This is a genomic window from Sphingomonas sp. IW22 (assembly GCF_041321155.1).
In the GTDB taxonomy this organism is placed as follows: domain Bacteria; phylum Pseudomonadota; class Alphaproteobacteria; order Sphingomonadales; family Sphingomonadaceae; genus Sphingomonas.
The window spans coordinates 748,687-773,380 of record NZ_JBGGWB010000001.1 but is presented as its reverse complement, the minus strand read 5'-3'; the positions used below and the strand labels follow the sequence as shown (position 1 = coordinate 773,380).

Below are 24,694 nucleotides of genomic sequence, written 5' to 3'. Positions count from 1 at the left end.
GTGATGCCGAACTGGATGGAAAGAACGGTCATTTTGGGCGCTGTCCTCGCTGCGTCGCCCGCGTCTGCTCAGTGGGCCTTCAGCGAGACAGTCGATGCTATGACCGATGAGAAGAGCGCACGCGCGTTCATTGACGGCGAGGGCGGCCGAATAGGCGTGAAATGCGACGAGCCTGGTTCCAACTCGCTCTACATCCATGTGATCTCGTCGCGATATTTAGGTGGGAGCGGCCTGCGAGGCGGTTATCGCACCGGCATGGTTCGCTTTGATGGTGACGCGCCAGAAGAGAACTCATGGTATTTCGATGAGAGCAGCTCAATCCTTACCGAGGGCGCTCACGTCTGGCCGTTCATAGATCGCTTGAAAAGATCGAAAAAGCTCGCCTGGCGCGGATCTACTTACGACAACCATCAGGTCACGATCTCTTTCGATGTTCCGCAGAATTTCGAGGAAATTGATAAGGTAGTCGCCGCTTGCGAAGCGGTTCGCCTTTGACCCGCCGCCACCTCTATGCCGCGCTTCTGGCTGCATTAGCTGTCGGTGTACCGCTGGACGACGCTTCCGCCCAGAGTCGTCGAGCGGGATACCAATCGCAGCCATCGCGGTCGCAACGCTCGATTGGCAGCCGCACCTCCGGCGATGCACGCAGCTTCGCCGGCGCCGGAACATACCGCAGCTGCGCTGAGGCGCGCGCCGCCGGCGTCGCGCCGTTGCGGGTTGGTGATGACGGTTATTCGACGAGGATTGACCGCGATCGGGATGGAGTGGCGTGCGAATGAGTGAGCAACCATCCAATCCGGGACAGGTCGATCTCGACCTGCCGGCGACACGGCAGGAGCTGTTCCAGGTGCTGCAATTCACCCATCTCGCTTTTTTAAGCCAATCGATGGTGCATGCGGCCATGCTGACCGGCGATGAGGATGCCGTACGCCGATTTGGGGAACGCGCCGTAATCGCTTCTGGCGAGCTGCTGCGCATTCAGCGCGAGCTTTTCGACAAATGGGGCACCGACAATGCCTGATCGCGCTGGAGCCGATCTTGTCAGCATCAATCGTTCGACCAGCGAGCAAGCAGCAGTGCTGGCCCGGTTTGCCGCTCTATCTCGCGAGCCAAACTTGAAGGGCGGTGACGGAGGTGGCACATCGGGCGGCGTGACCGATGATTGGAAAGCCGATGTCGAGCGACAGCTCGGCCAGCTGCACGGCGATGTGCGGCTACTGCTAGCGGCTTTGATCGCGGGCTTCCTAATTCTCGCCGGCGGCGGATGGATGCTGCACCAGTCGACGTCAGCGCAGATCCAGCAGCAAGCGGTCACCCTTGCACGGATCGAAGGCAAAATTGACGCTGCTGCCGAGACCCGCCGCCTCGAGCCATCTGCCGATCAGCAGGGGTATCGCGGGGGTACAGGCGCCGAAACAGCCACGCCCAAGCGCTGATTCCCACGCCCCAGCGTGCCCGCGTCGGACGGGACATCCGACGCGCGTGCCAAAAAATCGGGCGGCGCTGCGGAATAAAGTGGACAACCTGCACCGGGTCCACTATATTCCACACATGATCACGACGCAGCAAACCGAAACCTTCAACGATTGGCTCAAGGGCCTGAACGATCCGATCGCTTTCAAGCGGATCGTGCGCCGGATCGCTCTGCTTCAGGCGGGCCACTTCGGTGATAGCAAGTCGGTTGGCGATAAGGTCTCTGAACTGCGGATCGATCATGGACCCGGCTATCGCGTCTACTGGACGCGGCAAGGCGGGGCGCTGGTGATCCTGCTAGCGGGCGGCACGAAGCAAACCCAGCAGCGGGATATCGACAGGGCAAAGAAGCTGGCGGCGCAATTGGAATAAGGGCGCCGCACCCATCCTTGTAACAAGTCTCGGCCAGGAGGGCCAAAGTAACATGACCGTCAACACCATCCCGTTCGATGCGATGGCACACCTTGATCAAGAGGATCATATCGATCTTCTCAACGATGCGCTCGCGACCGGAAACAGTGACGTCGTCATCCGGATTGTCGGGGAGATTGCGCGCGCTCGCGGCATGAGCAACGTGGCGCGTGACAGCGATCTTGGTAGATCAACGCTCTATAAGGCGCTGGCTGATAATGCGAACCCAACAATCAGCACCTTCTTGCGCGTTCTAGCGGCGCTCCAAATCGATCTGCATGCACAGAGGGCCGGAGAGTTAGAGACGGCTTAATCTGCTTCCAATGTTGGATTTTTGTCGTCAGCTAGTCGGGGGTGAGCGCCAACACCCGATTCGAGACGCTGATGGATGTCGCCCATAAGGGGCATGGCATCGAAGCCCGCTGTGCCTGCGGCCGTCGCGCGGTGATCGATGGGGATCTTCTGTGGTCCCGCTTCATAAAGCGTGGGTGGGACACGCGCATTCACAAGGTCGGTGATCGGCTCCGCTGCCGAGGATGCGGCCGCAGGCATCCGGCGCTCCGCGTGACCGGCGCGCGGTCGTGAAGCGTTCGTGCTGGGCGACGAACCGTTTAATTTCGTTTCAGTTTCCGCTATGTTCCCGGCGGGGTCATGGGGCGTTTGAATGGAGCTGTTACCGATCGAGGCAGCCTATAGCAGGTCGCGTAAAGATCAGGCGTTTGCCTTCATCTGCGAATTCATCGTCGCCCAGGGCTATAGCCCTGGCATGCTCGACATCGCGATCGGGCTGCAGGTCAGCAAAACGCGCGCGCGGCAGTTGGTCGACCAGTTGACGATCGACGGCCTGATCCAGCGACTGGCGGGCGCGCAACGCGCGATCGTCGTGCCAGGGCTGGCGCGGCGCATCGCAATCGAGCAGCTCCGTAAGGAGGGGTTCGTCGTGAACGAGGACGTCTTCAAGATCGAGCCGCCAGACTTACCCAAAGAACAACTGCCGCTCGTCGCGATCATCGATCATGATCCCGACCATCATGACGATAGCAGCGAATAGCCCGCTGAGCGCGGCAGAGATTGAGGCGCAGCGCGTCGCGCATCTGGTACTCGGCCGACCGCGTCCGAAGCCGGGTCGGAACAAGAGCCGCAAGGGCCGCGCCGAGCCGATCCGGTTGGCGCCGGGGATCGAGGAAGCGGTGCAGCTGCGCGAGCGCTGGTCACACAAGGCGCAGGGCACGGCAGAGACTCACGAGCATTTCGCGCGGGCGGCGCGGCGCGAGGGATCGATGGCGCGCCTGGTCGCGACGGGTGCGATTGACGCGCACCAGCTCGCCGCCGCGCAAGAGATCGCGGCAGCGCATGAGGCGATCGTCGCGGAGGTTGCTGTGCGAACAGCGAGGCTCGAGCCTCGCGGAACGGGCGGGGGGCCGCTTGCTGCTTCGGCCGCGCCGATCGCGGCGGTGATCCGGGAGCGCGCATATACGAAATGGCGGGAGGCAGCCGGGCCGCATGGTGCGATGCTGCTGGCGATTATCGTCGACGACATGGCGCTGACGCACGCGGCGCGCCGGTGGCGGCTCTCCAATCGCCGCGCCCGGTCCATACTGATCGCCGCACTGGACCGCTGGCGGCGCTGCTGACCTGTCCTTTGGGTAATGCCCCAAAGGGAACGGCGAAAAGCGGTCACCGAAGCAGCACAAACGACCCCGCCACAACTGTGCCTGCCGGCCGCCGCTCATACCCCCGAGCGTGCGGCCGATGCTGTTTCGGGAGAAGCTCTGACATGGGTCACGACGTATCCCGACGGCCTGTGGCTGCCCAGGCGCGCAACGCTATCGCCGATCAGCTCGAACGCATCACACCGCAGTTCGACGCGCTGACGCATCGCGCACGCCTGGGCATCGATTCAGCGGCTGAATATGACGAGCTCGAGGCGATGGCTCAGGCCATCGCGCGCGACATCGTTGCTCCGTTTCGTGGACGCCGGCCGGTCCACGCGCCGCTGTACATCAGTGCTGACGGCAGAAAGGCGGTCTGGTGATGGGCATTCCACGGGAAAAGCTTCAGGCGGCGGTCGATGCTGGCCACCCTGATACAGCGCTGATCGGCGTGCCGGTCAGCCTGATGCGCGAGATCTTGCGCGTGCTGCCGGTTGCCACGCTCCCGGTACCCACGCCGGTGGTCATGGGCCTCGACGTCGCGCGCGGGAACGATCTTCATGGTTGAACGCACGCATCCCGCCGCACTCGACGTGGGTGGCAAGCCATACCTCCGCGACGCGAAGGGCAACCTTGTGCCGCTTGCGGCGGTGAAGCCGGCAGATCTGCTGATGGACGAGCTTGTCCGTGCCAAGGTTGATGCAGCGCGGGCAGTGTCAGCTGCGATCGCCAGCTTCAAGGCGCAGGCGTTCGAGGACGTGACTGGCTTCCAAGGCCTGCTCGCCCAAGAATACGGCACCGCGTTGGGTGGCAAGAAGGGCAACATCACGTTGCTGTCGTTCGATGGCTGCCAAAAGGTACAGGTTGCGATCGCAGACGTTCTGGAGTTCGGACCCGAGCTTCAGGCAGCGAAGACGCTGATCGACGAATGCCTGACGGACTGGTCATCGGACAGCCGGGTTGAGCTGCAGAGCCTGGTCAACCGCGTATTTGCGGTCGACAAGGAAGGGCAGATCAACCGGGCCGAGCTCTTCATGCTGCTGCGCGTCGACATCGCCGATGAGCGTTGGCTGCGCGCCATGGACGCCATCCGCGACAGCATCCGTGTCGTCGGCGCCCGGACCTACATGCGCTTCTACGAGCGTGACACGCCTGATGCCGCTTGGCGGGCCATCACGCTCGACATGGCATCGGCCTGACTGCGCCTGTTGAGCGGCTGCGCGGCCGGGCTGGCCAGCGCCAGCGCCTGCGTCGGCTGAAGCGGACGAACGGGCTTTGCGAGCACTGCCTGAAGGAAGGGCGAGTGATGATCGCCACGGTCGTCAATCACATCGTCCCGCTGATCCAAGGGGGATCGGACGAGGACAGCAACACCGAGAACCTCTGCGCCGCTCATGATCGGGAAGCGACGGCTCGGCAGTTCGGCTTCGACGTGGCGATCGGCGCGCGCGGCGTCGGCAAGAGCGGCCGACCAACCAGTAGGCACCACGCCTGGGCTGGTCCGGCGCCGACCACGGTTTTGGCCGGCCGCCGGCGGCCGACCCCCCCCGGGGGGGCGAAAGTCTGACGGGGCCGGGGGGCGGACACCGACCCCGCCGTGCGTGCGCTGCGAGAGTGTTTTCAAAGTAAAAAGTTCGGGTGATCCGGGGGTGCGACGCGATGGCGAAACCGACCCGCAAACGAGTGGTGAAAACATCGGCTCCCGGCGTCCCGCCCGTTGATGAGAGTGTCGTCGCTCAACCCGACTGGTCGCTGCTTTTGCCGGATGCGCGCGAACAGGCGGTGGCCGCCGAGCATTGGCGGCGGCTTGTCGGGGAGATGATGGACCGGGAGATCCTGTCGTCTTCCAACGGGCACGCGCTTCAGCGGCTTGTGCTTGCCTATCTGGTCTATGATCGGTGCTCGCGGGCACTGGCCGACGGGGGCATCGTCGATGAACCGAACGCCGACAATCCCAAGGCGATCGCTCGCTTGTCGATCCACTACAAGGCGATGCAGGAAGCCGAGAAGACCGCAGAGCGGCTCGAGGCGCAGCTTGGCCTCACGCCCGGACGGCGCGGCAAGGTCGCGAAGGTGACGAAGAAGCGCCAGCGCACCGCCGGCGCCGACGCGTTCCTTGGCCCGGCGGGTTAGGGGCGGGTCGGCCGACCCGACCACTGCCTGGGCGCAAGCGGCGGTTCGCGGCGACTTTGTCGTTGGCGACCTGGTCAAGTATGCCGCCGAGCGGCACCTGCGCGATTTGCGCGATGCTGAGAAGCGAGGATATTTCTGGCGGCCGGAGCTGGCCCAGCGCGCGCTGGACTTCTTTCCGTCCGTCTTCACGATCACCGACGGCCCTGCCGCCGGGAAGCCGTTCCACCTGCTGCCTTACCAGACCTTCTGCGTCGGGTCGCTGATGGGCTGGGTCAATGCCGATGGCCGGTGGCGATTCCGCAACGCTTTCGTGGAGACCGGGAAGGGACAGGCCAAATCGCCGATGATGGCGGGCCTTGGTCTGTTCGCGATGGGCTGGTGCGGCTTTCCTCGAGCCCAGGTCTATTCGATCGCGGCGAACAAGCAGACCGCCAACGTCCTGTTCAAGGACGCGTTCGCGATGTGCCGGGCGCAGGTGCCCGGTTACGATGAGGGAGAAACGCTCGAAGGCCTCGGGCATGTGCTGCTGCGCGGCGAGGGCGACAACGTCTGGAAGATCGAGCATCCGGGCTCGCAGTCGTTCTTCCTGCCGCTTGCCGGCGGCACCGCCCAGTCCGGGCCTCGCCCGCGAATGGTCCTGGCCGACGAGATCCACGAGTTCACCGTCGATACCCAGATCGAGATCTGGCGGCGCGCGATCACCAAGGTTGCCGGTTCGGCGATGATGGTCATGGGGACCAACACGCCCGCGACGTCGCAACTGGTCGGCACCTCGTACAGCAACACCGCGATCGCGATCGCAAAGGGCGACGTAAAAGACGACACTCAGTTCGCCTTTGTGGCGCGCGTTGACAAGCGGGACCACGACGACGTCTTCACGAAGGAGGAGTGCTGGCCGAAGGCGCTGCCAGCCTTGGGCATTACCTATCCGGTCCAGAACCTGCGCGAAGAAGTGGCAACGGCGCAGACCCGCCTTTCAACTGCAGCCTCGGTCAAGCGGCTGTATTTCGGGATCGCAGCCGGTGCCGCCGACTTCTGGATTCGCGAGGACAAATGGGCGGCGGTCCTGCAACCTATCGACGCCGAGATCATCGCAGCGCTGAAGGGGTGCCCCTGCTGGCTGAGCCTGGACCTCAGCCAGAAGAACGACCTGACCGCGCTGACATGCACGTGGCGCGATGGCGACAACGTCCTCTGGCAGAAGACCTGGTACTGGACGACCAAGGACGGTCTCGCTGATCGCGCCGTCGCCGACCAGGCGCCCTATGAAGATTGGGTCGAGGCCGGGTTCCTAACCGCGGTCGACGGCCCGACGATCGACAAGACGTTCCCCGCGGCCCGCGTGGCCGAGCTTTGCGCCGAACAGAACGTGCAAGAGCTGGTGTTTGACCCGGCGCAGTTCGCCGACTTCCTGGAAGCCTGCAAGCTCGAGGGGCTTCCGGTCTGGGTCTATGAAGGGCCGGACAAGCCGGCAGGTACCGGACTGAAGCTGGTGAAGCATGCGCAGGGCACGCGCGTCGTGTTCGAGGACAAGCAGTACTGCATGCCCCGCTCGATCGAGCGGTTCGAAGACCGCATTCTGAAGGGGACGATTGTGATCGACGAATCGCCCGTCACCTATTCCTGCGCGGCCAACGCCGCGCTCGATACCGATGGCCTGAAGAACCGGGCGTTCAACAAGAAGCGCAGTCGTGGCCGCATTGACGGCATCGTGACCAGCGCCATGGGCGCCGGCGCGGCCGACGGCGCCGAGCTGGCGGCCGAAGAAGCCTATTCGGGCGCCTTCTTCGTCGATCTGGACGGTGACGACGGAGACGAAGCCGAATGAGCATTCACGGCTACACCCTGTCCGCCCGCGCCGCCGAGGCCGAGGCGCGCCGATCGACGCCAACGGTCAACGCCGCGATCGACAGCGGCGCGGTGATCGCCGGCGACGCGAGCGTGTTCGAGTGGTTCGGGTTCGGCCAGCGCGCCGCTGGCGTCCAGGTCACCCCCGAGACTGCTATGCGATCGACAGCGGTCTGGCGTTGCGTGACGCTGATCGCCGGGACGATGATGTCGGCGCCGCTCGGCGTCTATGAGCGGCTGCCCGACAACGGGTGCCGGTTCGTGCCCGACCATCCCTTCAACCGGTTCCTGCAGCTGCAGCCGAACGATGAAATGTCTGGTCCGGAGTTCGTCGAGCTTCAGGCGATGGCGATGCTGCTCAGGGGCAACGGCTATGGCCTGATCCGGCAAGCGCGCAACGGCACCACGACAGGCATCGACTATTATCACCCGGCGCGCGCGATGCCGTTCCGGTCAGGCGACCGGTCGATCTGGTATCGCTTCACCAACGAGGATGGTTCGACCGAGGATCATCATTCGAGCTATGTGATCCATTTTCGCGGGCCCGGCCGGGATGCCGGCGGCATCCGCGGCCTGTCGGCGATCGCGCATCACGCGCAGGCGATCGGCATCAACCTGGCGACCCGCGGCTACACCGCCGGGCAGTTCGAACGCGGGCTGCTGACCAACGACTATTTTTCATTCTCGGACGCGGTGACCGCCGAGCAGCGGGCGGCATTCAAAGAGTATCTGCGTCGCAAGGCCGCCGGCGTCGACAATGCTCACAATCCGCTGATCCTGGAGAAGGGCGCGGAGTGGAAGCAGGTCGCCGTCACCGCCAAGGACGCGCAGCTGCTGGAGCTGATGCAATATTCGGTGGTCGACGTCGCTCGCGTGTTCGGCACCCCGCCGCACATGATCGGCGAGACGTCGGCGGCGACGACGTGGGGCACCGGCATCGAGCAGATGACCATCGGCTTCAAGCTCTACACCGTCATGCCGCACCTTCGCCGGTTCGCGAAGGAGCTGACCCGCAAGCTGTTCCCGATCAACGGCGCCAAGGTGTCGAACCTGTTCGTCGATTTCGACGCCGAGGCGATGCAGGTCGGCGATTCGAAGAGCCAAGGCGAATATTTCAGGCGCGCGCTGGGCGGCAACCAGCTGCCCGGGTGGATGAGCCAGAACGAGGTTCGCCGTCGCAAGGGCCTGCCGCCCACGGAGGGCGGCGACCGCATCTATTTCCCGCCGGACCCACCGGCCGCCGGCGCGGCGCCGGACGCCGACCCGCCGATCGACGACACCGAGGAGGAAGACGCCGATGACCGTTCGAAACCTGTTGGCGCTTGCCTCGGACAATCGCGGCAAGGGGACCGGCCTGCGCGCGCAGGCTGAGGGCGACGACTGGACTGCCCTGTACGTCTATGACGTGATCGACAGCTGGTGGGGCGTGTCGGCGGCCGCGTTTGCCCAGGCGCTGAACGCGATCACCACGCCGAACATCGCGCTTCGGATCAATTCGCCGGGCGGCGATGTGTTCGAGGCGCGGGCGATGATGACTGCGCTGAAGGATCATCCCGCCAACATCGTGGCCAAGATCGACGGGCTCGCGGCATCGGCCGCGACCGCGCTGACGCTGGCGTGCGACAGCGTCGAGATCGCCGATGGCGGCTTCTACATGATCCACCAGGCGTGGACGTTCGCCATGGGCAATGCCGACGAGCTCACCGCGACCGCCGGCCTTCTGAACAAGATCGATGACGTGCTGGTCGACGGTTACGTCGGCAAGTCCGGCAAGTCCGCCGACGATGTCCGTGCGCTGATGAAGGCCGAGACCTGGTTCAACGCGCAGGAAGCGATCGATGCCGGGTTCGCGGACAGCTTGATGGCCACGACGTCGAAGTCGGCCGACGCGCGCGCCTTTAATCTGGCCGCCTTCGCCAATGCCCCCAAGGCGCTGACTGCGCCGCCGGAGCCCGATGCCGCAGCATCGCGTGAGCGCTTCATGTCGCGCCTCGGCCTTTACGAACGCACGGCCTGACAGCCGTTCACCCCCGGCGCCGGTCCCATCCGGCCCCTTCAGCCCCGCCCGCCGGCGGGGCTTTTTCATTGGAGACGAAGTCCATGCCCCTGAACATCAAGGCGCTTCGGGACCAGCGCGCCGACAAGGCGAAGGAAGCCCGCAACCTGCTCGACAGCAACACCGGCGACAAATGGTCGAAGGATGTCGAGGCAAAGGTCGACGCGATCTATGAGGAGATCGACCGCATCGACGCGCAGATCGAGCGCGCCGAACGGCAAGCGAAGATCGACGGCGACGCCGCCGCCGACGACGACGCGCAGGATCGCCAGCACCGCGCCAACGCCGGGCTGCGTCCCGAGCAGCGCGAGCAGGCCGACCGTTACAATGCTGCGTTTCGCAACTTCCTGATCCGCGGCGAGCGCGGGCTGACTGGTGAGGAGATCACCACGCTGCAGACGGGGCGACCGCAGAACGCGCAGACCGTCGGCACCGGCGCTGGTGGCGGCTACCTTGTTCCCGCCGGTTTCGGCGGCGAGCTGCTGGAGGCGCTGCGCGCGTTCGGCGGGATGCGCGCCGTCGCGACGGTCATTCAGACGGCAGGCGGCAACCCGCTGCCCTGGCCGACTGTCGACGAAACCGCGCAGGAAGGCGAGATCATCGCCGAGAATCAGCCCGCGACCGACCAGGACATCACTTTCGGCACGACCGAGATCGGCGCGCAGAAGTGGTCGTCGAAGGTCTTCACCATCCCGTTCGAGCTGCTGCAGGACCAGGGACCGGGCATCGACATCGAGGCCTTTGTCCGCCGCGCCGCTGCCCAGCGCATCGCTCGCATCCAGAACAAGAAGTTCACGATCGGCACCGGCGTCAACGAGCCGCTTGGCCTCGTCACCTCGTCGGTCGCCGGCAAGGTCGGCGCGACCGGATCGACGACCACCGTCGCCTATGACGACATGGTCGACCTCGAACATTCGGTCGACCCGGCCTATCGCTCGATGCCGGGCGTGGGCTGGATGTTCCACGACTTCATGCTTCGTAACCTCAAGAAGCTGAAGGACCTGTCGGGCTATCCGCTGTGGTTGCCCGGCCTGTCGGCGAAGGATCCCGACACATTCCTGCGCTATCGCTACACGATCAACCAGGACATGCCGGTGCCGGCTGCGAACGCCAAGTCGATCCTGTTTGGCGATCTCAGCTCCTACATGATCCGCGACGTGATGGAGGTGACGCTGTTCCGCTTCGACGACAGCACCTTCACGCGGCGGGGTCAGATCGGCTTCCTCGCCTGGGCGCGGGGCACCGGCAAGCAGGTGTCGGCCGGTCAGCCGGTCAAGCACTTCCAGCACAGCGCAAGCTGATAGCTGCGCCGGGGCCTTGCGCCCCGGCGACCCGAAAGCCCCTTTAGCAATGGAGACCAGAATGTCTCGACGTACTCCCGCGCCCGCCGCAGCGAAGGCGCCGGTCGCTGCCGCCGAAAATGCCGCGCCGGCAGCAGCACCCTCCGATGCGCAGAGCGGTCCTTCTGTTGCGCAGACCCCGCCTGCCGATGCACAATCCGCAGCCGAAGCTGCATCTGCCGTTCCGAGCGCGGCCACCGCGCAGCGCGGCGACCGGATCGAGGTTCGCGTTCTGTCGGCATTCGACGAGCACGTTCCCAACGACGTAATCGCCATCGACACCACCGATCTGTCGGCCCTGACCGATATGGTCGATGCCGATCCGGCGGCGGTCGAATATGCCAAGAGCCTGAAGGCCTGATCCGGTGACCGTCACGCTCGAAATGGTGAAAGAGCACCTGAACCTCGAGGGCGAGACGGTCGAGGAGACGTACCTGCAGGTGCTGCTTTCGGCCGCACAGCGCGCGGTTGGCCTGACCATCAGGCAGCCGATAGCCGAACTGGATGCGGACGACGGCGCGCTCGCCGATCAAGCGGTCCTGCTGACGATTGGCACTTGGTACGAAAACCGCGAGGGCGCGACGACAGAGGCCCGCTCGCTTCCCGCCGAGGTTCCGATGTCGCTGACCTGGATCACCGATCTTCTTCGGCGATGGGATGACGGCAGCGAGGACATCGCGTCGTGAGGGCAGGCAAACGACGAAGCCGCGTGACGCTGCTCCGCCAGACGAAGCAGCCCACGGGCAAGGGCGGCTTCACGACCGGTTGGCAGGACGTTGCGACCGTCCGGGCGCACGTTGTTGCACTGACCGGCCGGGAGAGCTTGGTCGACCATGTCCTTCAAGGCATCGCGGTCTATCGCATCACGATCGTCTGGCGCGGAGACATCACGCCGAAGGATCAGATCCGTCTCGACGATGGCAGGATCCTGAATATCAGATTGGCCGACGATATCGATGGACGCCGCCGCGACCTGGTCATCGTCGCCGGTACCGTTGCCGCGACCGGAGCCTGAGCGATGGACATGCGATCGGTGCGCGGGCTCGCGGAAGCGAACGCCCGGCTCGACTTCCTGCCCACCGCTGCGAAGGAGCAGATGGGCGTCGAGGTTGGGCTGATCGCGCGCGATGTGCTCGCTGCCCAAAGGCGTGATGTCGCCAAGGATACGGGCCTGCTTCGTGGCGCGTTGACCGTCCAGTTGCAGATCGAGCGGCTGCGCGCGCGCGTCGGATTGTTGGGCAAGAATGGGCGGGGCGCAGGCCGCCGGATCGGCCACGCCTTTTATGGCCGGTTCGTCGAGTTCGGTCGTCGGGCGCAAACCGTCGTGGTCACTCGCGGAGCGAAGCGCCGGGTTCGCGGCAACGGCCGGACCACCGCGCGCACGGTCACCTATGACACCGCGCCGGTCGCGCGGCTTCGGCGTCGTGGCCCGAACAAGGGCACGCCGATCGGCAGTCCATACAAGATGCGCGTGAGCGCGCTGTCAGCGCGACCGTTCGTGCGGGTTGATCGACCCGAACATGATTACCAACAGCGCCTGGCGGCGTTCTGGGCGGGCCTGATGGCTCGCGGATGGGGCAGCTGATGGATCCGATCAACCTGATCGAGGGCGCGCGATCGGCCATCTATGTGCGCCTAGAGCAGATGGTCGGCGGCCCGGTCTTCGACCACCTGCCGCAAGATACGCAGCCGCCGTTCCGCAAGATCGGCGAGATTGAGTGGCAGGCGAGCGATGCCAAGTTCGACGACACGATCCGCGTCACGATCGAGGTCATCACCCTTTACCGCGGCGAGGACCGGGCCGAGCTGGTCGCGATGGTCGGCGCAAACCGAGCAGCGCTTCACGATCAGTCGATCGAGGACGGTGGCGTCGTGATCCAGCAACTCGCCGAGGTCGCCGGCCAGATCAGCGACGCGGCGAGCGACGGCGTCACCCACGCCGCTGTCCAGCACTTCGAAATGGAAGTCGAACCCGCCTGATTGGCGGCCAAATGGAGAATCACGATGGCCAGTGAATATGGCAAGGATTGGCGCGTTTGCATCGGCAACGGTGAGGCTGAAAACGAGACCTTCACCGCGATCGGCGGCGAAACGTCGCACAGCTTCCGCCGCAGCTCGGCGGAAATCGATCTTTCGGACAAGGATTCGGGCACCTACGGCTCGGGTAGCTATGGTCTGCAGCGGATCACGATCAGCGTTTCGGGCAACCTGAAGCTTCCCGACCCGGCGTTTGCCAAGCTGTTCGCCGCGTCGAAGGCTGCGCCGCCGGAGATCAACGTCCAGATCAAGAAGGGCTCGATCGTCAAGTTCCACGGCAAGGTCGGCGTCGGCAACTTCTCGAGCGAAGCGCCGCAGCAGGGGCCGGTGACCTTCAGCTGTGACCTGTCCAACATCGGCGCGCCGATCGTCGACGATCTTGGCGCTACCGGCGCGTGAAGGACGCGGCGACGACGTCGGCGGCTCAGCCGCCGGCCAATCCTGACCGGGGTGAGCATGAGCTCACCCTGGCGGGGGTCACCTATCGCCTCCGGCCGTCGCGCCAGGCGATACGCGCTTGCGAGAGCCAAACCGGATTGTCGCTGCTGGCGTTGGTTCGCCTGGGTAACGCCGGCGAACTGACCTCTGATCATCTCGGCATCATCGCCTGTCAGCTGATCCGCGCTGGGGCCGAAGACGAGATGACGCGCCGCGTCGATCCCGACAAGCTCGCCGACCTGATCTTCGAAGCAAGTGTGGTCAGCACGACGGCACGCCTCACTGCTGCGCTTTGCGATGCGGCGCTCGGGGGGCGCACCGCGTCGGGGGAAGCGAAGGCGACGACGGCGTAGAGGACGCGCAACGCTGGCGTCGCGAGATGGGACTGATGATGGAGGCCTTTGGCTGGTCGGCAGACCAGTATTGGGCGTCCACGTCGCACGAGATCTGGGCGCTGATCGAAGCGCGGATCGAGGCGAACAAGCGCGCTGCGGCGCGGTGAGGAGGTAGGCGATGGCGCGATCCAACCGCCAGGACCTGTTCCTGTCGATCCGCGGGGACGTCACCGATCTGCGCACCGCGACCGCCGCTGGCAAGACGGTGCTCAACGAGTTCGGCGGTACTGCCATCAACGTGCTCGAGCAGGTCGAGAAGAAGTTCGGGGAAATCGGCAGCGCCGCCGTGCCAGACATTCGACGCACCGAGCAGGCCTATGTCGAATCGTTCAAGCGGATCCGAGACGCGGCGGCAGCCGCATCGAGCACGGATGCGACATCGGCGATTTCGATCCTGGATGCCAATTCAGCGCGCCAGGCGGCGGAGGCGGCGACGATGCGGGCGGCCGCGCTGCGGGAGGTCGCCGAGGCCGCTTCGCGCGCCGACGTAGCCGAGGGTGGTGCGTCGGCCGAGACCCGTGCCTATGCGGTTGCCGCATCGACGGCGGCGATCGAGGCCGAGCGTATGGCGCAAGAGCTGCGCGACCAGGCCAGCATCCTGTCGGGCATCGAACGCCAACTCGGTACGACCGGCGCCGCGCAGCGGCGCGCGATCGTCATCTCCGGCGAGCAGCGCGCCGGCTATCAGCAGCTCAGCTATCAGCTGGGCGATATTTCAACCCAATATGCGCTGGGCGCATCGGCGAGCCAGATTTTCGCCGCGCAGTCCGCGCAGGTGATCCAGGCGCTGCAGCTGATCGGCGGCGAGGGCAATAAGGTCCTGCAATTCCTCAGCGGTCGATGGGGCCTTGCGATCACGTCCGCGGTGGTCGCGTTGAGCCCGTTTGTCGGCAAGCTGCTGGAGGGCAATGACGCGCTTCAGAAGGGCGTCGATGCCCTGAAAAAGGATGCCGCAGAGGCCACGGTATCCGCGCGGGCGAAGGAGATCTTCGCGAAGTCGGTCGACGGGGTCACCGCAGCGCTTAACGATCAGCAAAAGGCACTCGACCAGTCGGCCGAAAGCGAACGATCGGCGGCGGAGCGCGCCAACATTGCTGCTCGCGTGAAGTTCGCCGAGGCGGTTTCTATTCGCGAAGCAACCAAGGCGCGCCTCGAAGACGCGATTGCCGCAAAGCAGGCGCTCGACGACAGCAACTTTGCCAATACGGACCCGCGCGCAGCTGCCGCCGCGCGTCGGGTGCGCGACGAAAACGTCAAGGGATTGCAAGCGCTGCTGGGCAGGGCCAACGAGCAAGCGGAGCGTGCCGAACGGCAGTATCAGGAATCGCGCGTCGAGCTCGCCGAGGAGGCGGCCAAACGCATTGCTGACCCGATCTCTCAGATCAACCGCAGTTACGATGAGCAGGCTCGCCGTGCAGAGGCGGCCGCACGGAAGTCCGCGCGCGCAGGCGACGAAGTAACGGCGGCGCTGACCCAGCAGCTGGCGGCGATCGAGAAGAACCGCGAGGCCGATCTGAAGGCGCAGCGCGAGCGCGAAAGCGCAAGCCGGTCGAGCTCGCGCGCAAACCGCCAGTTTGGCCGCGAAGTGACGGTAGCTGATGCGACGCGCATCGTCGGAACGATCGGTGGACGTGTCACCAGTGGCGTCCGTTCCACGGAGCGGCAGGCGCAGATTTACGCCGATGCGCAGGCAGGGCGCCATCGCGGCCCGGTGGCCCGCCCTGGTACCAGCGCACACGAGCCGGGCGGCGCCTATGACGCGATCGATGTGGCCTATGGTCCCGGCATCTCCGTCAAGTCGATCCGCGAGGCCTTTGCCCAGGAGGGCGTGCGCCTTCGCAAAATCCTGAACGAGCCGTCGCAGCGGGTTTTCCATGTCGAGTTCGCGCGCGCAGGTGCCGGCAATGATCGCGCAGCGGCCCGGGCCCAAAACGAAGCTGAAGCCGCCGAGCGCAAGCGCGTCAACGATGCGGACGCCTATCAGCAGCTGCTGGACGGCGTGCAGCACCGGCAACTGGATATCGCCCGCAGCCGCGTGGTGACGATCGAGGAAGCCGCCGATCTCGATGTGCAGCAGGTCGAGCTTGCCCGTCGCGATGTCGAGCAGGCCGCGCAGAAGGGTGTTGCCCTTGGCCGGTGGACGCAGGCGCAGGCGGATGCCGTCAAGATGGTCGCGCTGGAGAACTCGATCAACGAGCAGCTGGCGATCCGCCGCCGCGAAGATCTCGCGCTGATCAATCGTCGGTTCGAGATCGATCAAAGCGCGCTGGCCGATCGCGTCGGGCTGTTGCGCCTCGACGGCGAGCTCGCAAAGACGGCCGAAGAGCGCCGCGCAATAGCGCGCCAGCTTCTCGAGCTCGAGCAGAAGCAGGTCGAGGCAGCGCTCCGTAACCGGATCGCCAACGAGAATGATCCCGAGCGCAGGGCCGGCCTTCAGCGTCAGCTCGATGGTCTCGGGGGCGAATATGCGCGTCGTCGTGCGATCCTCGATCAGGAGCAGGGCGACCCGTTGCAGCGCTACGGCCGTGATCTGATCGAGACGACGGCCGACATGAACGAGGCGCTGAAAGGCGTGGCTGCTGACGGCTTCCGTGCGCTCGAAGATGCCGGCTCGCGCGAGATTGCCAATGTGCTGAAGCTGAAGGGCGCCTATGGCGACCTGGTCAACAGCGTGATCGCGGATCTCGCGCGCCTGGCAATTCGAAAGGCGCTGATCTCGACGCTGGGTACAGGCTTTTTCGGTCTGGCAGATGGGGGAGCGGTCGCGGATCTGCCCGGCTATGCGAATGGCGGCATTCCATCGGTCGACAATGGCCTGATCCGTGGCCCGGGTACCGGGCGTTCGGATAGCATCCTGGCGCTGGTCGCCGGCCGCAAGCCGATCCGCGTTTCCAACGGTGAGGCGATCGTCAATGAACGCGGCGTTCGCAATCACTGGCCGCTGATCCAGGCGATCAACGAAGATCGGCTGCCGAAATTTGCCGATGGCGGGCTGGTTGGCCCGATGGCAGCCAATCCGCGCATGCCGAGCCTGCGCGCCGCCGAGCGCGAGATCTATGGCGGCCGCCGCGACCGTGTCGAGGTCGATGCGCGCGTTCGTGTTGACGCCGGACCGGAGTTTGATGCGCGCGTTGAAAACGTCGCTGCGCGCACCATTGCCTCGGCAGCCGATCCGCTCATGGCCGAGGCCGAGAACCGGACGATGTCGCGCCTTCGCCGACCGGACCTGCCCGGAGGGTTCGGCTGATGCTGGTGACGATGCCGGCGAAGCCGATCCCCGCCGACATCGACTGGCAGCTGGACGTTCCGGCGCAGGTCAACCGATCCGAATGGACCGGCCGGCGGCGCGCGGTCCTGCTGTCGGCCGCGCCGCGCTGGTATGCCCGGGTGGCGCTGCCGCCGATTCGCGGGGAGGACGCCGCGCTGTCGTGGCGCGCTTTTGTCATCGACCTCGACGGGGTGGCCAACCGGTTCCGCCTGATCTCGTGCGAGCGCGATCAGATCGCGGCCGGCACTGCGGTTTCCGTGCTGGGTGCCGGGCAAGGTGGCCGGGAACTGATCACCACGGGATGGCCACCATCGACGCTGGTGTTACGTCGCGGCCAGTTCGTTACCTCGGGCGAGCAGCTGCTGATGCTGATGGCGGACGTGGTCAGCGATGCCGCTGGCGTCGCCACGATCGCGTTCAAGCCGCACCTGCGCTTCTCACCTGCGGACGGCGCTCCGCTTGAAGTGCGCCGGCCGTTCGCCGTCATGTCGATGTCCGATCCGCGAAACGGATGGAAGGTCGGCATCGGTCAGAATTACGGCATCGCCTTTGACTGCGAGGAATCGTTCTGATGGCGACGCGGCCCGACCTTGTCGCCCAGAACGCGCTGGCGGCCGACATCCGCCGGCCGGTCGACTTCGCGTTTCTCGACATCGGCGACGAGCCGCTGCGCGTCACGACGGCCCCCTCCCATGTCAGCATTTCCGGTACCGGCGACGAGGATCTCGACGGCTTCACCTTTCAGGCCCTCGATCCGATGTTCGTGTCGGTGGGCCGGATCCGCTCCAAGGAGGGTGGCGGCGATACCGTGACCCTGACGCTCTCGGGCCTCGCCGGTGTCGACGCCGCGCTGATGACGGACCTGGGCAACAAGGCCAACTATGCCGGCAGGGATGCGCGGCTGTGGAAGGCAATGCTGCATCCCGACACTCTCGGCCAGATTGGCGCGATCTGGTGCTATTACACGGGCTATATGTCGGTGCCGCGCATCGTTGGCGACCGGTCGAGCCAAGTCATCACGCTCGACGTCGAGAGCTATCTTGGCTTCTTCAGCCAGGCGTCCAACCGCACCTATCAGGACCAGCAGGTCTATGATCCGGGCGACCGCTCGGCCGAGCTGGCAGTGGCGATCGCCAACGGCGCCGGAAACCCCCGCTAGAGATCGGACGAACCATGCATCGTTTGCCCGACTGGGAGGCGCGGCTTGCTGCGTATCTCGAACCCCTTCGCGCGCGTGCGTTCGAATGGGGCACCCACGATTGCTGCACGTTCAGCGCCGGCGCGGTGCTGGCGATGACGGGCGTCGACCCGATGCCCGAGTTCCGGGGTCGATATCGAACGGCGCTCGGTTCCGCGCGCGCCCTGCGCCTTCATGGCGCGGGCACGCTGGAAGCCACGCTCGACACGAAGTTCGCGCGCGTGCCGGCGCATCTTGCCCAGCGTGGTGATCTGGTGATGACCGGTGGTCTGGTCGCGATCGTCTGGGGCGCTTTCGCGATTGCGGTGGGCCGCGAGAACGAGCGCGAAGGTCTGATCCGCCTTGAGCGCGGGGCATGGCTCGATCCGCAAGGGTGGAGGGTCACCTATGGCTAAGGCCCTGAAGACTGTGGGCGCGGTCGTCGCAATCGCCGGTTTGGCGATCGTCACCGGCGGGGCGGCCGTCGGTCTCGGCGTATCGCTGGCTACCTCGATCGGCGGCATCTCGGCGGGCACCCTGCTGCTCGCTGGCGGTGCGCTGCAGGCAATTGGCACTTCGATGCAGAAGATGCCCGACGTGCCAGCGTCGCAGGTCGATCGCTTGAACGCCACCGTCGACGTGAGCGCATACCGCAAGACAGTGCTCGGCTCGACCGCGCTCGCATCGGACATCCGGTATCTCGAATGGTTCGGCAACGACCAGGAGCGGTGTGGGTGGATCGTGGCGCACGCGAGCCACCGCATCCATTCGGTTGACCAGATCTGGTTGAACGATGAGCTTGCCTGGACGGCGACGGGCGGAACGCAGGGCAAGTTCATCGGCTATTTCTGGGTTCGGCGCGTGGTGCTGGAAGGCAGCGCCGCGAACGCCTTCACCTTTGGGTCGGGCAAATGGAATTCCTGCTCTTCCCGGCTCACTGGCTGCGCCTATTCCCATTGGGAGTTCAAGGTCACCGGTAACGGCAAGAAGGCTGAGAGCCCGTTTGCCAGCGGCATTCCAACGCGCGTCACCGTCGTTGGCAAGGGCGCGCCGCTTTATGATCCACGGCGCGACAGTACGGTGCCGGGCGGATCGGGACCGATGCGTGCCGACGATCAGTCGACGTGGCGCTTCGTTGCCGACGACGGGGCGGTTATCGGCGACAATCTGGCGTTGCAGGTTCTGCGCGTGCTGCTCGGATGGAAGATCAACGGCAGGTTGGCGGTCGGATGCGGCGTGCCTGTCCGCCGCTTGGGACTGCCGTCGTTTGCGGTTGCCGCCAACCAGTGCGACGAGCCGGTCGGCCGATCAGCCGGCGGGACCGAGCCGCGCTATCAAGGCGCGGCTGTCCTCTCGGAGGGGCTGGACCCGCGAGACATGCTGGATCCGTTGCTGGCGGCATGCAGCGCGCGGTTCCGCGATCACGGCGGAAAGCTGCAGATCGCGATCATGCACAACGACCTGGCGGCTGCGGCGACTGACGAAGGGCTGGACGAGGACGACGTGATCGGGGCGTTCACCTGGGACCCCGACCCTGCGCTGGAGCAAACGCCCAACATCATCCGGGGGAGATACACCGATCCGGCGTCGCTGTACCAGCTGGTGCCGTATCCCGATGTCTCGCTACCCAGCTTCGACGGGATCGATCGTGTTCTGACGATGGACCTGGGCGTCGTTGAAAGCGCAAGCCAGGCGCAGCGCGTCATCAAGCAGTTTTTGCAGCGCAAGCAGTATGCGCGTCGCTTCTCCGCGCCGTTCGACATCACCGCCTGGCGCTACAATGTCGGTGATGTCGTCCCGGTGACGTTCGCGCCCCTCAGCTTTGAGCGAAAGCTGTTCCGCGTCGTCGAAACCGATCCCGGCAGCAATCCGTGTCAGATGGTGCTCGAGGAAGAGAACGCAGCAATCTACGCTTGGGACAATGACGACCGCGCGCCGGTCGTGCCGGCAGTGCCCACGATCTATGACGCTTCGAACAACCCGCTGATCCTCGCGATCGGCGAGGCGGCAGAGACCGCGTTGTGGAGCGGCGTCACCGGGCCGGGCAAGCCACAGGACAAGGCGACGGTCGGCGCACCGGACGGAACACCCGTCGGCAATCGCCTGGCTGAGGAGATCAACCGGCTTACCGATCTGAACGGCGAGAATATCCTCAATCAGACCCTGCGTGGCGACGCGCTGACGGCGCTGATCGATGCGCGCACCATGCTGGACGGCAAGCAGGTCGGCGTCGTGATCGGCGAGGTGAGGGCGGCATCCGAGGCGGCGAACAACGTCTTCGTTCAGAACTTCGCCTTCATGGGTGCGCGCAACGGCGAGGATAATGGCTGGATCTTCAACGCCGATTCGATCGAGATCGCCGGGACCGGGTTCACCTCGCGATCGCTGACCGCACTGACGGCCGAGGTCGATGGCCAGAAGGCCGACATCACGAACATGCAGGAGATCCTGTTCGACCAGAGCGGGGCGACGCTGCGGTCGGTCAATATCCTCGATCTTGACGGTAACATCACGGGCACCGTCAACACGCTGTCCGGCGAGATCGGCGAATATGTGATCTACGCCAACGTGTTCCGGATCGTGAACCCGAATGGTGGCCAGCCCTTCACGCCGTTCCAGATCGGCGCAGACGGCACTGTCGAGATGCTGTCCGTCCGGGTCGGCACCTTCGCGGCCAGTTCGGTCACTACCGAAACGCTCGACCTGTTCGCGATCGGCAAGGATTATGCCGTCGAGCTGGGTTCGAACTTTACGAACATCTACGGCTCCGACGTCACCGTCATGGCGATCAACGTCGTCAAGGACACCGACGAATCCGGGGTGCAGGTCGATGCCCAGCTGCGGATGCGGGCGGTCGAGTGGACCGGTTATTTCACCGTGACCTATCAGCCGCAGGGCGGCGCCGAAATCGTGATGGACACGCTGTGGTTCTGGCCCGGCGTCAAGCTCGAGGTCAACGGCGTCAACTCGCTGCGGCTGCCCGTCGCGTACATGCGCCGCTTTCAGGGCATCGCTGCCGGCGCTGGCACATGGCGCCTCAAGATCTCGTTCAATGGCGGCAACAGCTCTGGCGGATGGATCGAGGCCGGTTCGGGCTTTTTCATCGAGGAGAAGAAGCGTTGAGGGAATACATCATCACGAGTGGGGGAGAGAACCCCCGACGTGTGTCGCTTCCCGACGATGAGGATGTCGCGGCGCAGCTACAGCCTGGTGAGGTCGCCCAAGAGGTCGACCTAGCCGAACCGCGGCCCGGCGCCGTCCTTCAGCCCTGACGCGCGCGAGGATCATATGTCGATCGAGAATGACGACGTCGCGGCCCAGCTGCTGGGTTTCCTAGAGCGCATGTATGCCTTCGTGGCGATGCTGGCGGCTTGGGCGACCGGCGCCGCCGGCGGCGGACCGAATGGCGATGGCCGCTATCCGTTGCCGACCGGGCCGGGCACGACGACGCTGGTGCCATCGCCGCTGCAGTCGCGCTACGACATGAGCTCGCTCGACGTGGTGCGGATCGCGCTCACCAGCGGTAGTACGATTGTCCTGGGACCGGAGCATAACGGCAAGACGATCGTCTGCGCTGGTGTCAGCGCGACCTCGAACATCAACGTTCAGGTGCCAGGCAACGTCGCACCAAATTGGTGCGTGCTATTGATACAGGAAGGCACCGGCGGGCCGCGCGTTACCGTGACGATCGGCACCAACGGCGCCGGTGAACCCGGCTTTTTGCGATCGTTCGGCAACGCGTTCCGTCTCGCTGGCGAGAATGCTGAGGCCTGCGTCAAATGCATCGCGCGGGACAGCGCGTTTCGGTCACGCATGCTGGTGTCCGGGAACGTCGTGCAGTGACAGTCTACCCGGCGTTGATGGCCGCCAACCAGCCATTTCGACTACATCCGCCGCGCTGGAATTATCAGCGCCAGACGCCAGTGCTCACGAGCGAGGGCGACGAAGTCGTGCTGACCCTGTCGGTGTCGAATTACAATGTCGGGTCTAAAATTCAGCAGTGGATGGCGGGCGGCAAGAGCCTGGCATCGACAGGGAACTGGGAGCGCAGCTGGCATGACGTGTTTACCGAGGCATGCGAGGCGGTGGGCTGCAGCTATCAGCGCTCAAGCAGTTCGACCAACCCGCCCGTCATCGGCACGATCGCCGGGGTGATCGAGGTTGGTCCGGACTATGCCGGGCAGATGATGGTGCTGCGCAACCGCTCGCGGCGAAACCGTCGCACCGATGCGACCAACCCGGATGGCACGCCCGGCTACCGCGAAATGCAGATCCTGATGGAGACGCTGGGCGACACGCCCGAGGATCGCGCCTTCAACGGCACGAACTCGCGCTTCGTTGGCGGCAACCTAGTGCGCGTACAAGATACGTCGCAGCGGCCCGTAGGGATGCCGACGTTGCGACAAAATCTAACGTCCGTCGACGGGCTGGCTGCGGTCAACTCGCTCTTCGAGGGCGACAGCTTCCGCCTGACGATCAACACCACGAACATCCTGCCCGGCACGGCGGTCAAGATCTATGCCGCGACCGACGGCGGCCGCGACATCACGACACCGCGCTTCCGCACCGCGATCGGCAACGCCGCGCCGCTGGTCGGCTGCGAGATCGATGTGCCGGGCTTCGACCCGAACGACCCGACCGCCTGGTATAACGGCGGCACGATCACCTTCACCGAAGCCTATGACGACGCCAATCCGGTGACGATGGTGATGACGGTCGACAGCAACGCGACCGAGGAAAGCACGCGCCAGATCATCTTCATCGCGCAGATCCTGGCCGAGGGCGACGCAGCCGAGTTCGACAGCATCCGGAGCCGTGGCGACTGGAACGACAGTACAATCTACCGGCGGGGCGACTGGGTCACCTATCTGGTCGACGGCGGCCGCTACATCTACACCGATGACAGCAGCAGCATCGGTGTTGTGCCGACCGATACCGAGCGCTGGCGCGAGTTTCGCACGACGCAGACGTCGAACACGACCGCGGGGGTCGAGGTGCGCGACGTGCCGCCGCGCTTCTGGGAACTGCGCGCGGTCAGCGACGGGTCGCAGATCACTTACACCATTCAGGGGCCGACCGGCGCCGTGGGCGACAGCGTCGCGCTGGAATCGGTGAACCCGCCGCCGGGTTTCGACGCTGCGCTTGCCGCCGCATGCCACGCGGGGGCGGGGGTCAGTTACGAGGCTGGCCGGCTTTATGCCCAAGCCGCTGACCGATCCGATAGCGCCGTGACGTTCACGGTTCCCCACGCCGGTGCCGGGAAGCACACCCTGCGGATAACAGACCCTATCGGCCCGTCTTATCTGGTTATCGCCGACGCCTGCGTCTACCTGACGCCGCCAGTGCTTCCGGCCGATCCGGACTTCATCGTCGGCGTGAACCTTGGCAGCGCCGCCGGCGGCTCGACCTGGCCCAACGGAGAGCCGAGCGTCTACGGTACGCACTACGTCTACAATTCCGAGCCTGAACATCCCGAGCCGCGCAAGCACCGCGAGATGGACTATCACTGGAGCCGGGGCGTGCGGATCATCCGCGTGCCGTTCAAATGGGAGCGCATCCAGCCCGTGCCCTTCGGTCCGCTATTCGGTGGCGGCGGCACGGGATCGTGGACGACGCCGAACCGGCAGGACATGCGCCGCCTCGACGAACAGCTCTGGTACTGGACGCAGGTGCTGGGCGGCATCGCGCTGATCGACTGCCACAACTACATGTCGTATTCGTTCCAGGAGGGCGGGGGCGGCAAGATCGCCTATGACAATCCCGACACGCCAATCGCGATGCTGACCGACCTCTGGGTCAAGCTTGCCGATCACTATGCCGACAACCCCAGGGTGTGGTTCGGCATCATGAACGAACCGAACGGCAGCAAGCAGACGCCGGTGCGGGTGGGCGACACGCATCATGCCGTCGTCAACGCGATCCGCGCGCGGACCCCTGCGCTCAACAAGATCTTCATGTCGGGCGCCGAATATTCGGCGGCGCGCAGCTGGGTCAGCAACGGGCAGGGCGCGGCCTATGCCAGCTTCTACGACCCGGCCGACAATTTCGCCTTCGAGCCGCACACCTATTTCGACGACGATGCCAGCGGCACCAAGGGCACCTGCGAGGCGGGCGCGCAGACCAGGCTGGTGGCGATCACCGAATGGGCGCGGGCGAATGGCTTCCGCCTGTTCATGGGCGAGCTGGCGGGCGGCGACCCGGCGATCGAGGGGCAGGCCGCGTGCGGCCCGGTCGTGACCGCTGCCTACCAGTATATGAGCGACAACCGGGACGTCTGGCTGGGCTGGACGACCTGGGGCGCCGGACGGTTCTGGAACAGGACCTACATCTTCCGGCTCGACCCGGCCGACTATTACAACCCGGTCGATACCGGCTGCATGCAGATGCTGATCCCGTTTCTGGCCGATCAATAGGAGCTTCAAGATGGCAAGGCATCCACGAACCCGCACTGCGGCGGGGACGGCGA

At 65.2% G+C, this 24,694-nt stretch carries 33 protein-coding genes; 32 read left to right on the top strand and 1 reads right to left on the bottom strand.

Annotation, left to right across the window (positions count from 1 at the left end):
* Nucleotides 1-3: 3 nt before the first annotated feature.
* From ACAX61_RS03880 to ACAX61_RS03855, 6 genes are all read left to right on the top strand, one after another.
* The gene (locus ACAX61_RS03880; RefSeq protein ID WP_370713502.1) at nucleotides 4-495 is read left to right on the top strand and encodes a hypothetical protein; all 492 of its coding nucleotides are present in this window, start codon (nucleotides 4-6) and stop codon (nucleotides 493-495) included.
* Nucleotides 474-779 carry an excalibur calcium-binding domain-containing protein gene (locus ACAX61_RS03875; RefSeq protein WP_370713501.1) on the top strand — a complete coding sequence of 102 codons (306 nt, stop codon included), beginning with the start codon at nucleotides 474-476 and terminating at the stop codon, nucleotides 777-779. The genes ACAX61_RS03880 and ACAX61_RS03875 overlap by 22 nt, the downstream gene beginning before the upstream one ends.
* Nucleotides 776-1,021 carry a hypothetical protein gene (locus ACAX61_RS03870; protein ID WP_370713500.1) on the top strand — a complete coding sequence of 82 codons (246 nt, stop codon included), beginning with the start codon at nucleotides 776-778 and terminating at the stop codon, nucleotides 1,019-1,021. Before ACAX61_RS03875 ends, ACAX61_RS03870 begins: the two co-directional genes overlap by 4 nt.
* A 130-nt stretch (nucleotides 1,022-1,151) precedes the next feature.
* On the top strand, nucleotides 1,152-1,436 hold the full coding sequence (locus tag ACAX61_RS03865; RefSeq protein WP_370713499.1) for a hypothetical protein: 285 nt from the start codon (nucleotides 1,152-1,154) through the stop codon (nucleotides 1,434-1,436).
* Between the two features lie 79 nt (nucleotides 1,437-1,515).
* On the top strand, nucleotides 1,516-1,845 hold the full coding sequence (locus ACAX61_RS03860) for a type II toxin-antitoxin system RelE/ParE family toxin (RefSeq protein WP_370713498.1): 330 nt from the start codon (nucleotides 1,516-1,518) through the stop codon (nucleotides 1,843-1,845).
* Nucleotides 1,846-1,897: 52 nt separating this feature from the next.
* Entirely contained in the window at nucleotides 1,898-2,197 is a 300-nt protein-coding gene (locus ACAX61_RS03855; RefSeq protein WP_370713497.1) for an addiction module antidote protein, read from the top strand.
* Here ACAX61_RS03855 and ACAX61_RS03850 read toward each other — a convergent pair.
* Nucleotides 2,194-2,436 carry a hypothetical protein gene (locus ACAX61_RS03850; protein ID WP_370713496.1) on the bottom strand — a complete coding sequence of 81 codons (243 nt, stop codon included), beginning with the start codon at nucleotides 2,434-2,436 and terminating at the stop codon, nucleotides 2,194-2,196. The two genes, ACAX61_RS03855 and ACAX61_RS03850, sit on opposite strands and share 4 nt — an antisense overlap.
* 214 nt (nucleotides 2,437-2,650) lie before the next feature.
* Here ACAX61_RS03850 and ACAX61_RS03845 point away from each other — a divergent pair, with 214 nt between their 5' ends.
* From ACAX61_RS03845 to ACAX61_RS03720, 26 genes are all read left to right on the top strand, one after another.
* Nucleotides 2,651-2,935: a hypothetical protein gene (locus ACAX61_RS03845; RefSeq protein WP_370713495.1), complete on the top strand. Its 285-nt coding sequence runs from the start codon at nucleotides 2,651-2,653 to the stop codon at nucleotides 2,933-2,935.
* Nucleotides 2,916-3,518: a hypothetical protein gene (locus ACAX61_RS03840; protein ID WP_370713494.1), complete on the top strand. Its 603-nt coding sequence runs from the start codon at nucleotides 2,916-2,918 to the stop codon at nucleotides 3,516-3,518. The genes ACAX61_RS03845 and ACAX61_RS03840 overlap by 20 nt, the downstream gene beginning before the upstream one ends.
* Nucleotides 3,519-3,688: 170 nt before the next feature.
* Nucleotides 3,689-3,919: a hypothetical protein gene (locus ACAX61_RS03835; protein WP_370713493.1), complete on the top strand. Its 231-nt coding sequence runs from the start codon at nucleotides 3,689-3,691 to the stop codon at nucleotides 3,917-3,919.
* A complete protein-coding gene (locus tag ACAX61_RS03830) occupies nucleotides 3,916-4,104 on the top strand; it encodes a hypothetical protein (protein ID WP_370713492.1) in 189 nt (62 codons plus the stop codon). Before ACAX61_RS03835 ends, ACAX61_RS03830 begins: the two co-directional genes overlap by 4 nt.
* Entirely contained in the window at nucleotides 4,097-4,735 is a 639-nt protein-coding gene (locus ACAX61_RS03825; protein WP_370713491.1) for a DUF3164 family protein, read from the top strand. The genes ACAX61_RS03830 and ACAX61_RS03825 overlap by 8 nt, the downstream gene beginning before the upstream one ends.
* Complete coding sequence (locus tag ACAX61_RS03820; protein WP_370713490.1) at nucleotides 4,699-5,103, top strand: HNH endonuclease signature motif containing protein; 405 nt, start codon at nucleotides 4,699-4,701, stop codon at nucleotides 5,101-5,103. Before ACAX61_RS03825 ends, ACAX61_RS03820 begins: the two co-directional genes overlap by 37 nt.
* Nucleotides 5,104-5,195: 92 nt before the next feature.
* The gene (locus tag ACAX61_RS03815) at nucleotides 5,196-5,669 is read left to right on the top strand and encodes a P27 family phage terminase small subunit (RefSeq protein WP_370713489.1); all 474 of its coding nucleotides are present in this window, start codon (nucleotides 5,196-5,198) and stop codon (nucleotides 5,667-5,669) included.
* Nucleotides 5,653-7,497 (top strand): terminase large subunit, encoded by a 1,845-nt coding sequence (locus ACAX61_RS03810; RefSeq protein ID WP_370713488.1) that lies wholly within the window; start codon nucleotides 5,653-5,655, stop codon nucleotides 7,495-7,497. Before ACAX61_RS03815 ends, ACAX61_RS03810 begins: the two co-directional genes overlap by 17 nt.
* The gene (locus tag ACAX61_RS03805; protein WP_370713487.1) at nucleotides 7,494-8,888 is read left to right on the top strand and encodes a phage portal protein; all 1,395 of its coding nucleotides are present in this window, start codon (nucleotides 7,494-7,496) and stop codon (nucleotides 8,886-8,888) included. Before ACAX61_RS03810 ends, ACAX61_RS03805 begins: the two co-directional genes overlap by 4 nt.
* A complete protein-coding gene (locus ACAX61_RS03800) occupies nucleotides 8,815-9,534 on the top strand; it encodes a head maturation protease, ClpP-related (protein WP_370713486.1) in 720 nt (239 codons plus the stop codon). The genes ACAX61_RS03805 and ACAX61_RS03800 overlap by 74 nt, the downstream gene beginning before the upstream one ends.
* 83 nt (nucleotides 9,535-9,617) lie before the next feature.
* A complete protein-coding gene (locus ACAX61_RS03795; protein WP_370713485.1) occupies nucleotides 9,618-10,874 on the top strand; it encodes a phage major capsid protein in 1,257 nt (418 codons plus the stop codon).
* A gap of 61 nt (nucleotides 10,875-10,935) precedes the next feature.
* Nucleotides 10,936-11,274: a hypothetical protein gene (locus ACAX61_RS03790; RefSeq protein WP_370713484.1), complete on the top strand. Its 339-nt coding sequence runs from the start codon at nucleotides 10,936-10,938 to the stop codon at nucleotides 11,272-11,274.
* 4 nt (nucleotides 11,275-11,278) lie between these two features.
* On the top strand, nucleotides 11,279-11,599 hold the full coding sequence (locus tag ACAX61_RS03785; protein ID WP_370713483.1) for a head-tail connector protein: 321 nt from the start codon (nucleotides 11,279-11,281) through the stop codon (nucleotides 11,597-11,599).
* Nucleotides 11,596-11,928, top strand: a complete 333-nt coding sequence (locus ACAX61_RS03780; protein ID WP_528084543.1) for a phage head closure protein — start codon at nucleotides 11,596-11,598, stop codon at nucleotides 11,926-11,928. Before ACAX61_RS03785 ends, ACAX61_RS03780 begins: the two co-directional genes overlap by 4 nt.
* Before the next feature lie 3 nt (nucleotides 11,929-11,931).
* Nucleotides 11,932-12,498 carry a hypothetical protein gene (locus ACAX61_RS03775; protein WP_370713481.1) on the top strand — a complete coding sequence of 189 codons (567 nt, stop codon included), beginning with the start codon at nucleotides 11,932-11,934 and terminating at the stop codon, nucleotides 12,496-12,498.
* Nucleotides 12,498-12,893: a tail completion protein gp17 gene (gene gp17, locus ACAX61_RS03770; RefSeq protein WP_370713480.1), complete on the top strand. Its 396-nt coding sequence runs from the start codon at nucleotides 12,498-12,500 to the stop codon at nucleotides 12,891-12,893. The genes ACAX61_RS03775 and gp17 overlap by 1 nt, the downstream gene beginning before the upstream one ends.
* 24 nt (nucleotides 12,894-12,917) lie before the next feature.
* Entirely contained in the window at nucleotides 12,918-13,349 is a 432-nt protein-coding gene (locus tag ACAX61_RS03765; protein ID WP_370713479.1) for a phage tail tube protein, read from the top strand.
* Nucleotides 13,346-13,741 (top strand): GTA-gp10 family protein, encoded by a 396-nt coding sequence (locus tag ACAX61_RS03760; protein ID WP_370713478.1) that lies wholly within the window; start codon nucleotides 13,346-13,348, stop codon nucleotides 13,739-13,741. Before ACAX61_RS03765 ends, ACAX61_RS03760 begins: the two co-directional genes overlap by 4 nt.
* Nucleotides 13,742-13,767: 26 nt before the next feature.
* Entirely contained in the window at nucleotides 13,768-13,890 is a 123-nt protein-coding gene (locus ACAX61_RS03755) for a hypothetical protein (protein WP_370713477.1), read from the top strand.
* 11 nt (nucleotides 13,891-13,901) lie between these two features.
* The gene (locus ACAX61_RS03750; RefSeq protein WP_370713476.1) at nucleotides 13,902-17,030 is read left to right on the top strand and encodes a coiled-coil domain-containing protein; all 3,129 of its coding nucleotides are present in this window, start codon (nucleotides 13,902-13,904) and stop codon (nucleotides 17,028-17,030) included.
* Entirely contained in the window at nucleotides 17,030-17,623 is a 594-nt protein-coding gene (locus ACAX61_RS03745) for a hypothetical protein (RefSeq protein WP_370713475.1), read from the top strand. The genes ACAX61_RS03750 and ACAX61_RS03745 overlap by 1 nt, the downstream gene beginning before the upstream one ends.
* Nucleotides 17,623-18,210 (top strand): hypothetical protein, encoded by a 588-nt coding sequence (locus tag ACAX61_RS03740; RefSeq protein WP_370713474.1) that lies wholly within the window; start codon nucleotides 17,623-17,625, stop codon nucleotides 18,208-18,210. The genes ACAX61_RS03745 and ACAX61_RS03740 overlap by 1 nt, the downstream gene beginning before the upstream one ends.
* Before the next feature lie 14 nt (nucleotides 18,211-18,224).
* Entirely contained in the window at nucleotides 18,225-18,644 is a 420-nt protein-coding gene (locus ACAX61_RS03735; RefSeq protein WP_370713473.1) for a DUF6950 family protein, read from the top strand.
* On the top strand, nucleotides 18,637-21,351 hold the full coding sequence (locus tag ACAX61_RS03730) for a phage tail protein (protein WP_370713472.1): 2,715 nt from the start codon (nucleotides 18,637-18,639) through the stop codon (nucleotides 21,349-21,351). Before ACAX61_RS03735 ends, ACAX61_RS03730 begins: the two co-directional genes overlap by 8 nt.
* Before the next feature lie 165 nt (nucleotides 21,352-21,516).
* Nucleotides 21,517-22,071, top strand: coding sequence for a hypothetical protein (locus ACAX61_RS03725; RefSeq protein WP_370713471.1), 555 nt, complete (start codon nucleotides 21,517-21,519; stop codon nucleotides 22,069-22,071).
* Nucleotides 22,068-24,641, top strand: a complete 2,574-nt coding sequence (locus ACAX61_RS03720; RefSeq protein ID WP_370713470.1) for a cellulase family glycosylhydrolase — start codon at nucleotides 22,068-22,070, stop codon at nucleotides 24,639-24,641. The genes ACAX61_RS03725 and ACAX61_RS03720 overlap by 4 nt, the downstream gene beginning before the upstream one ends.
* Nucleotides 24,642-24,694: the final 53 nt, after the last annotated feature.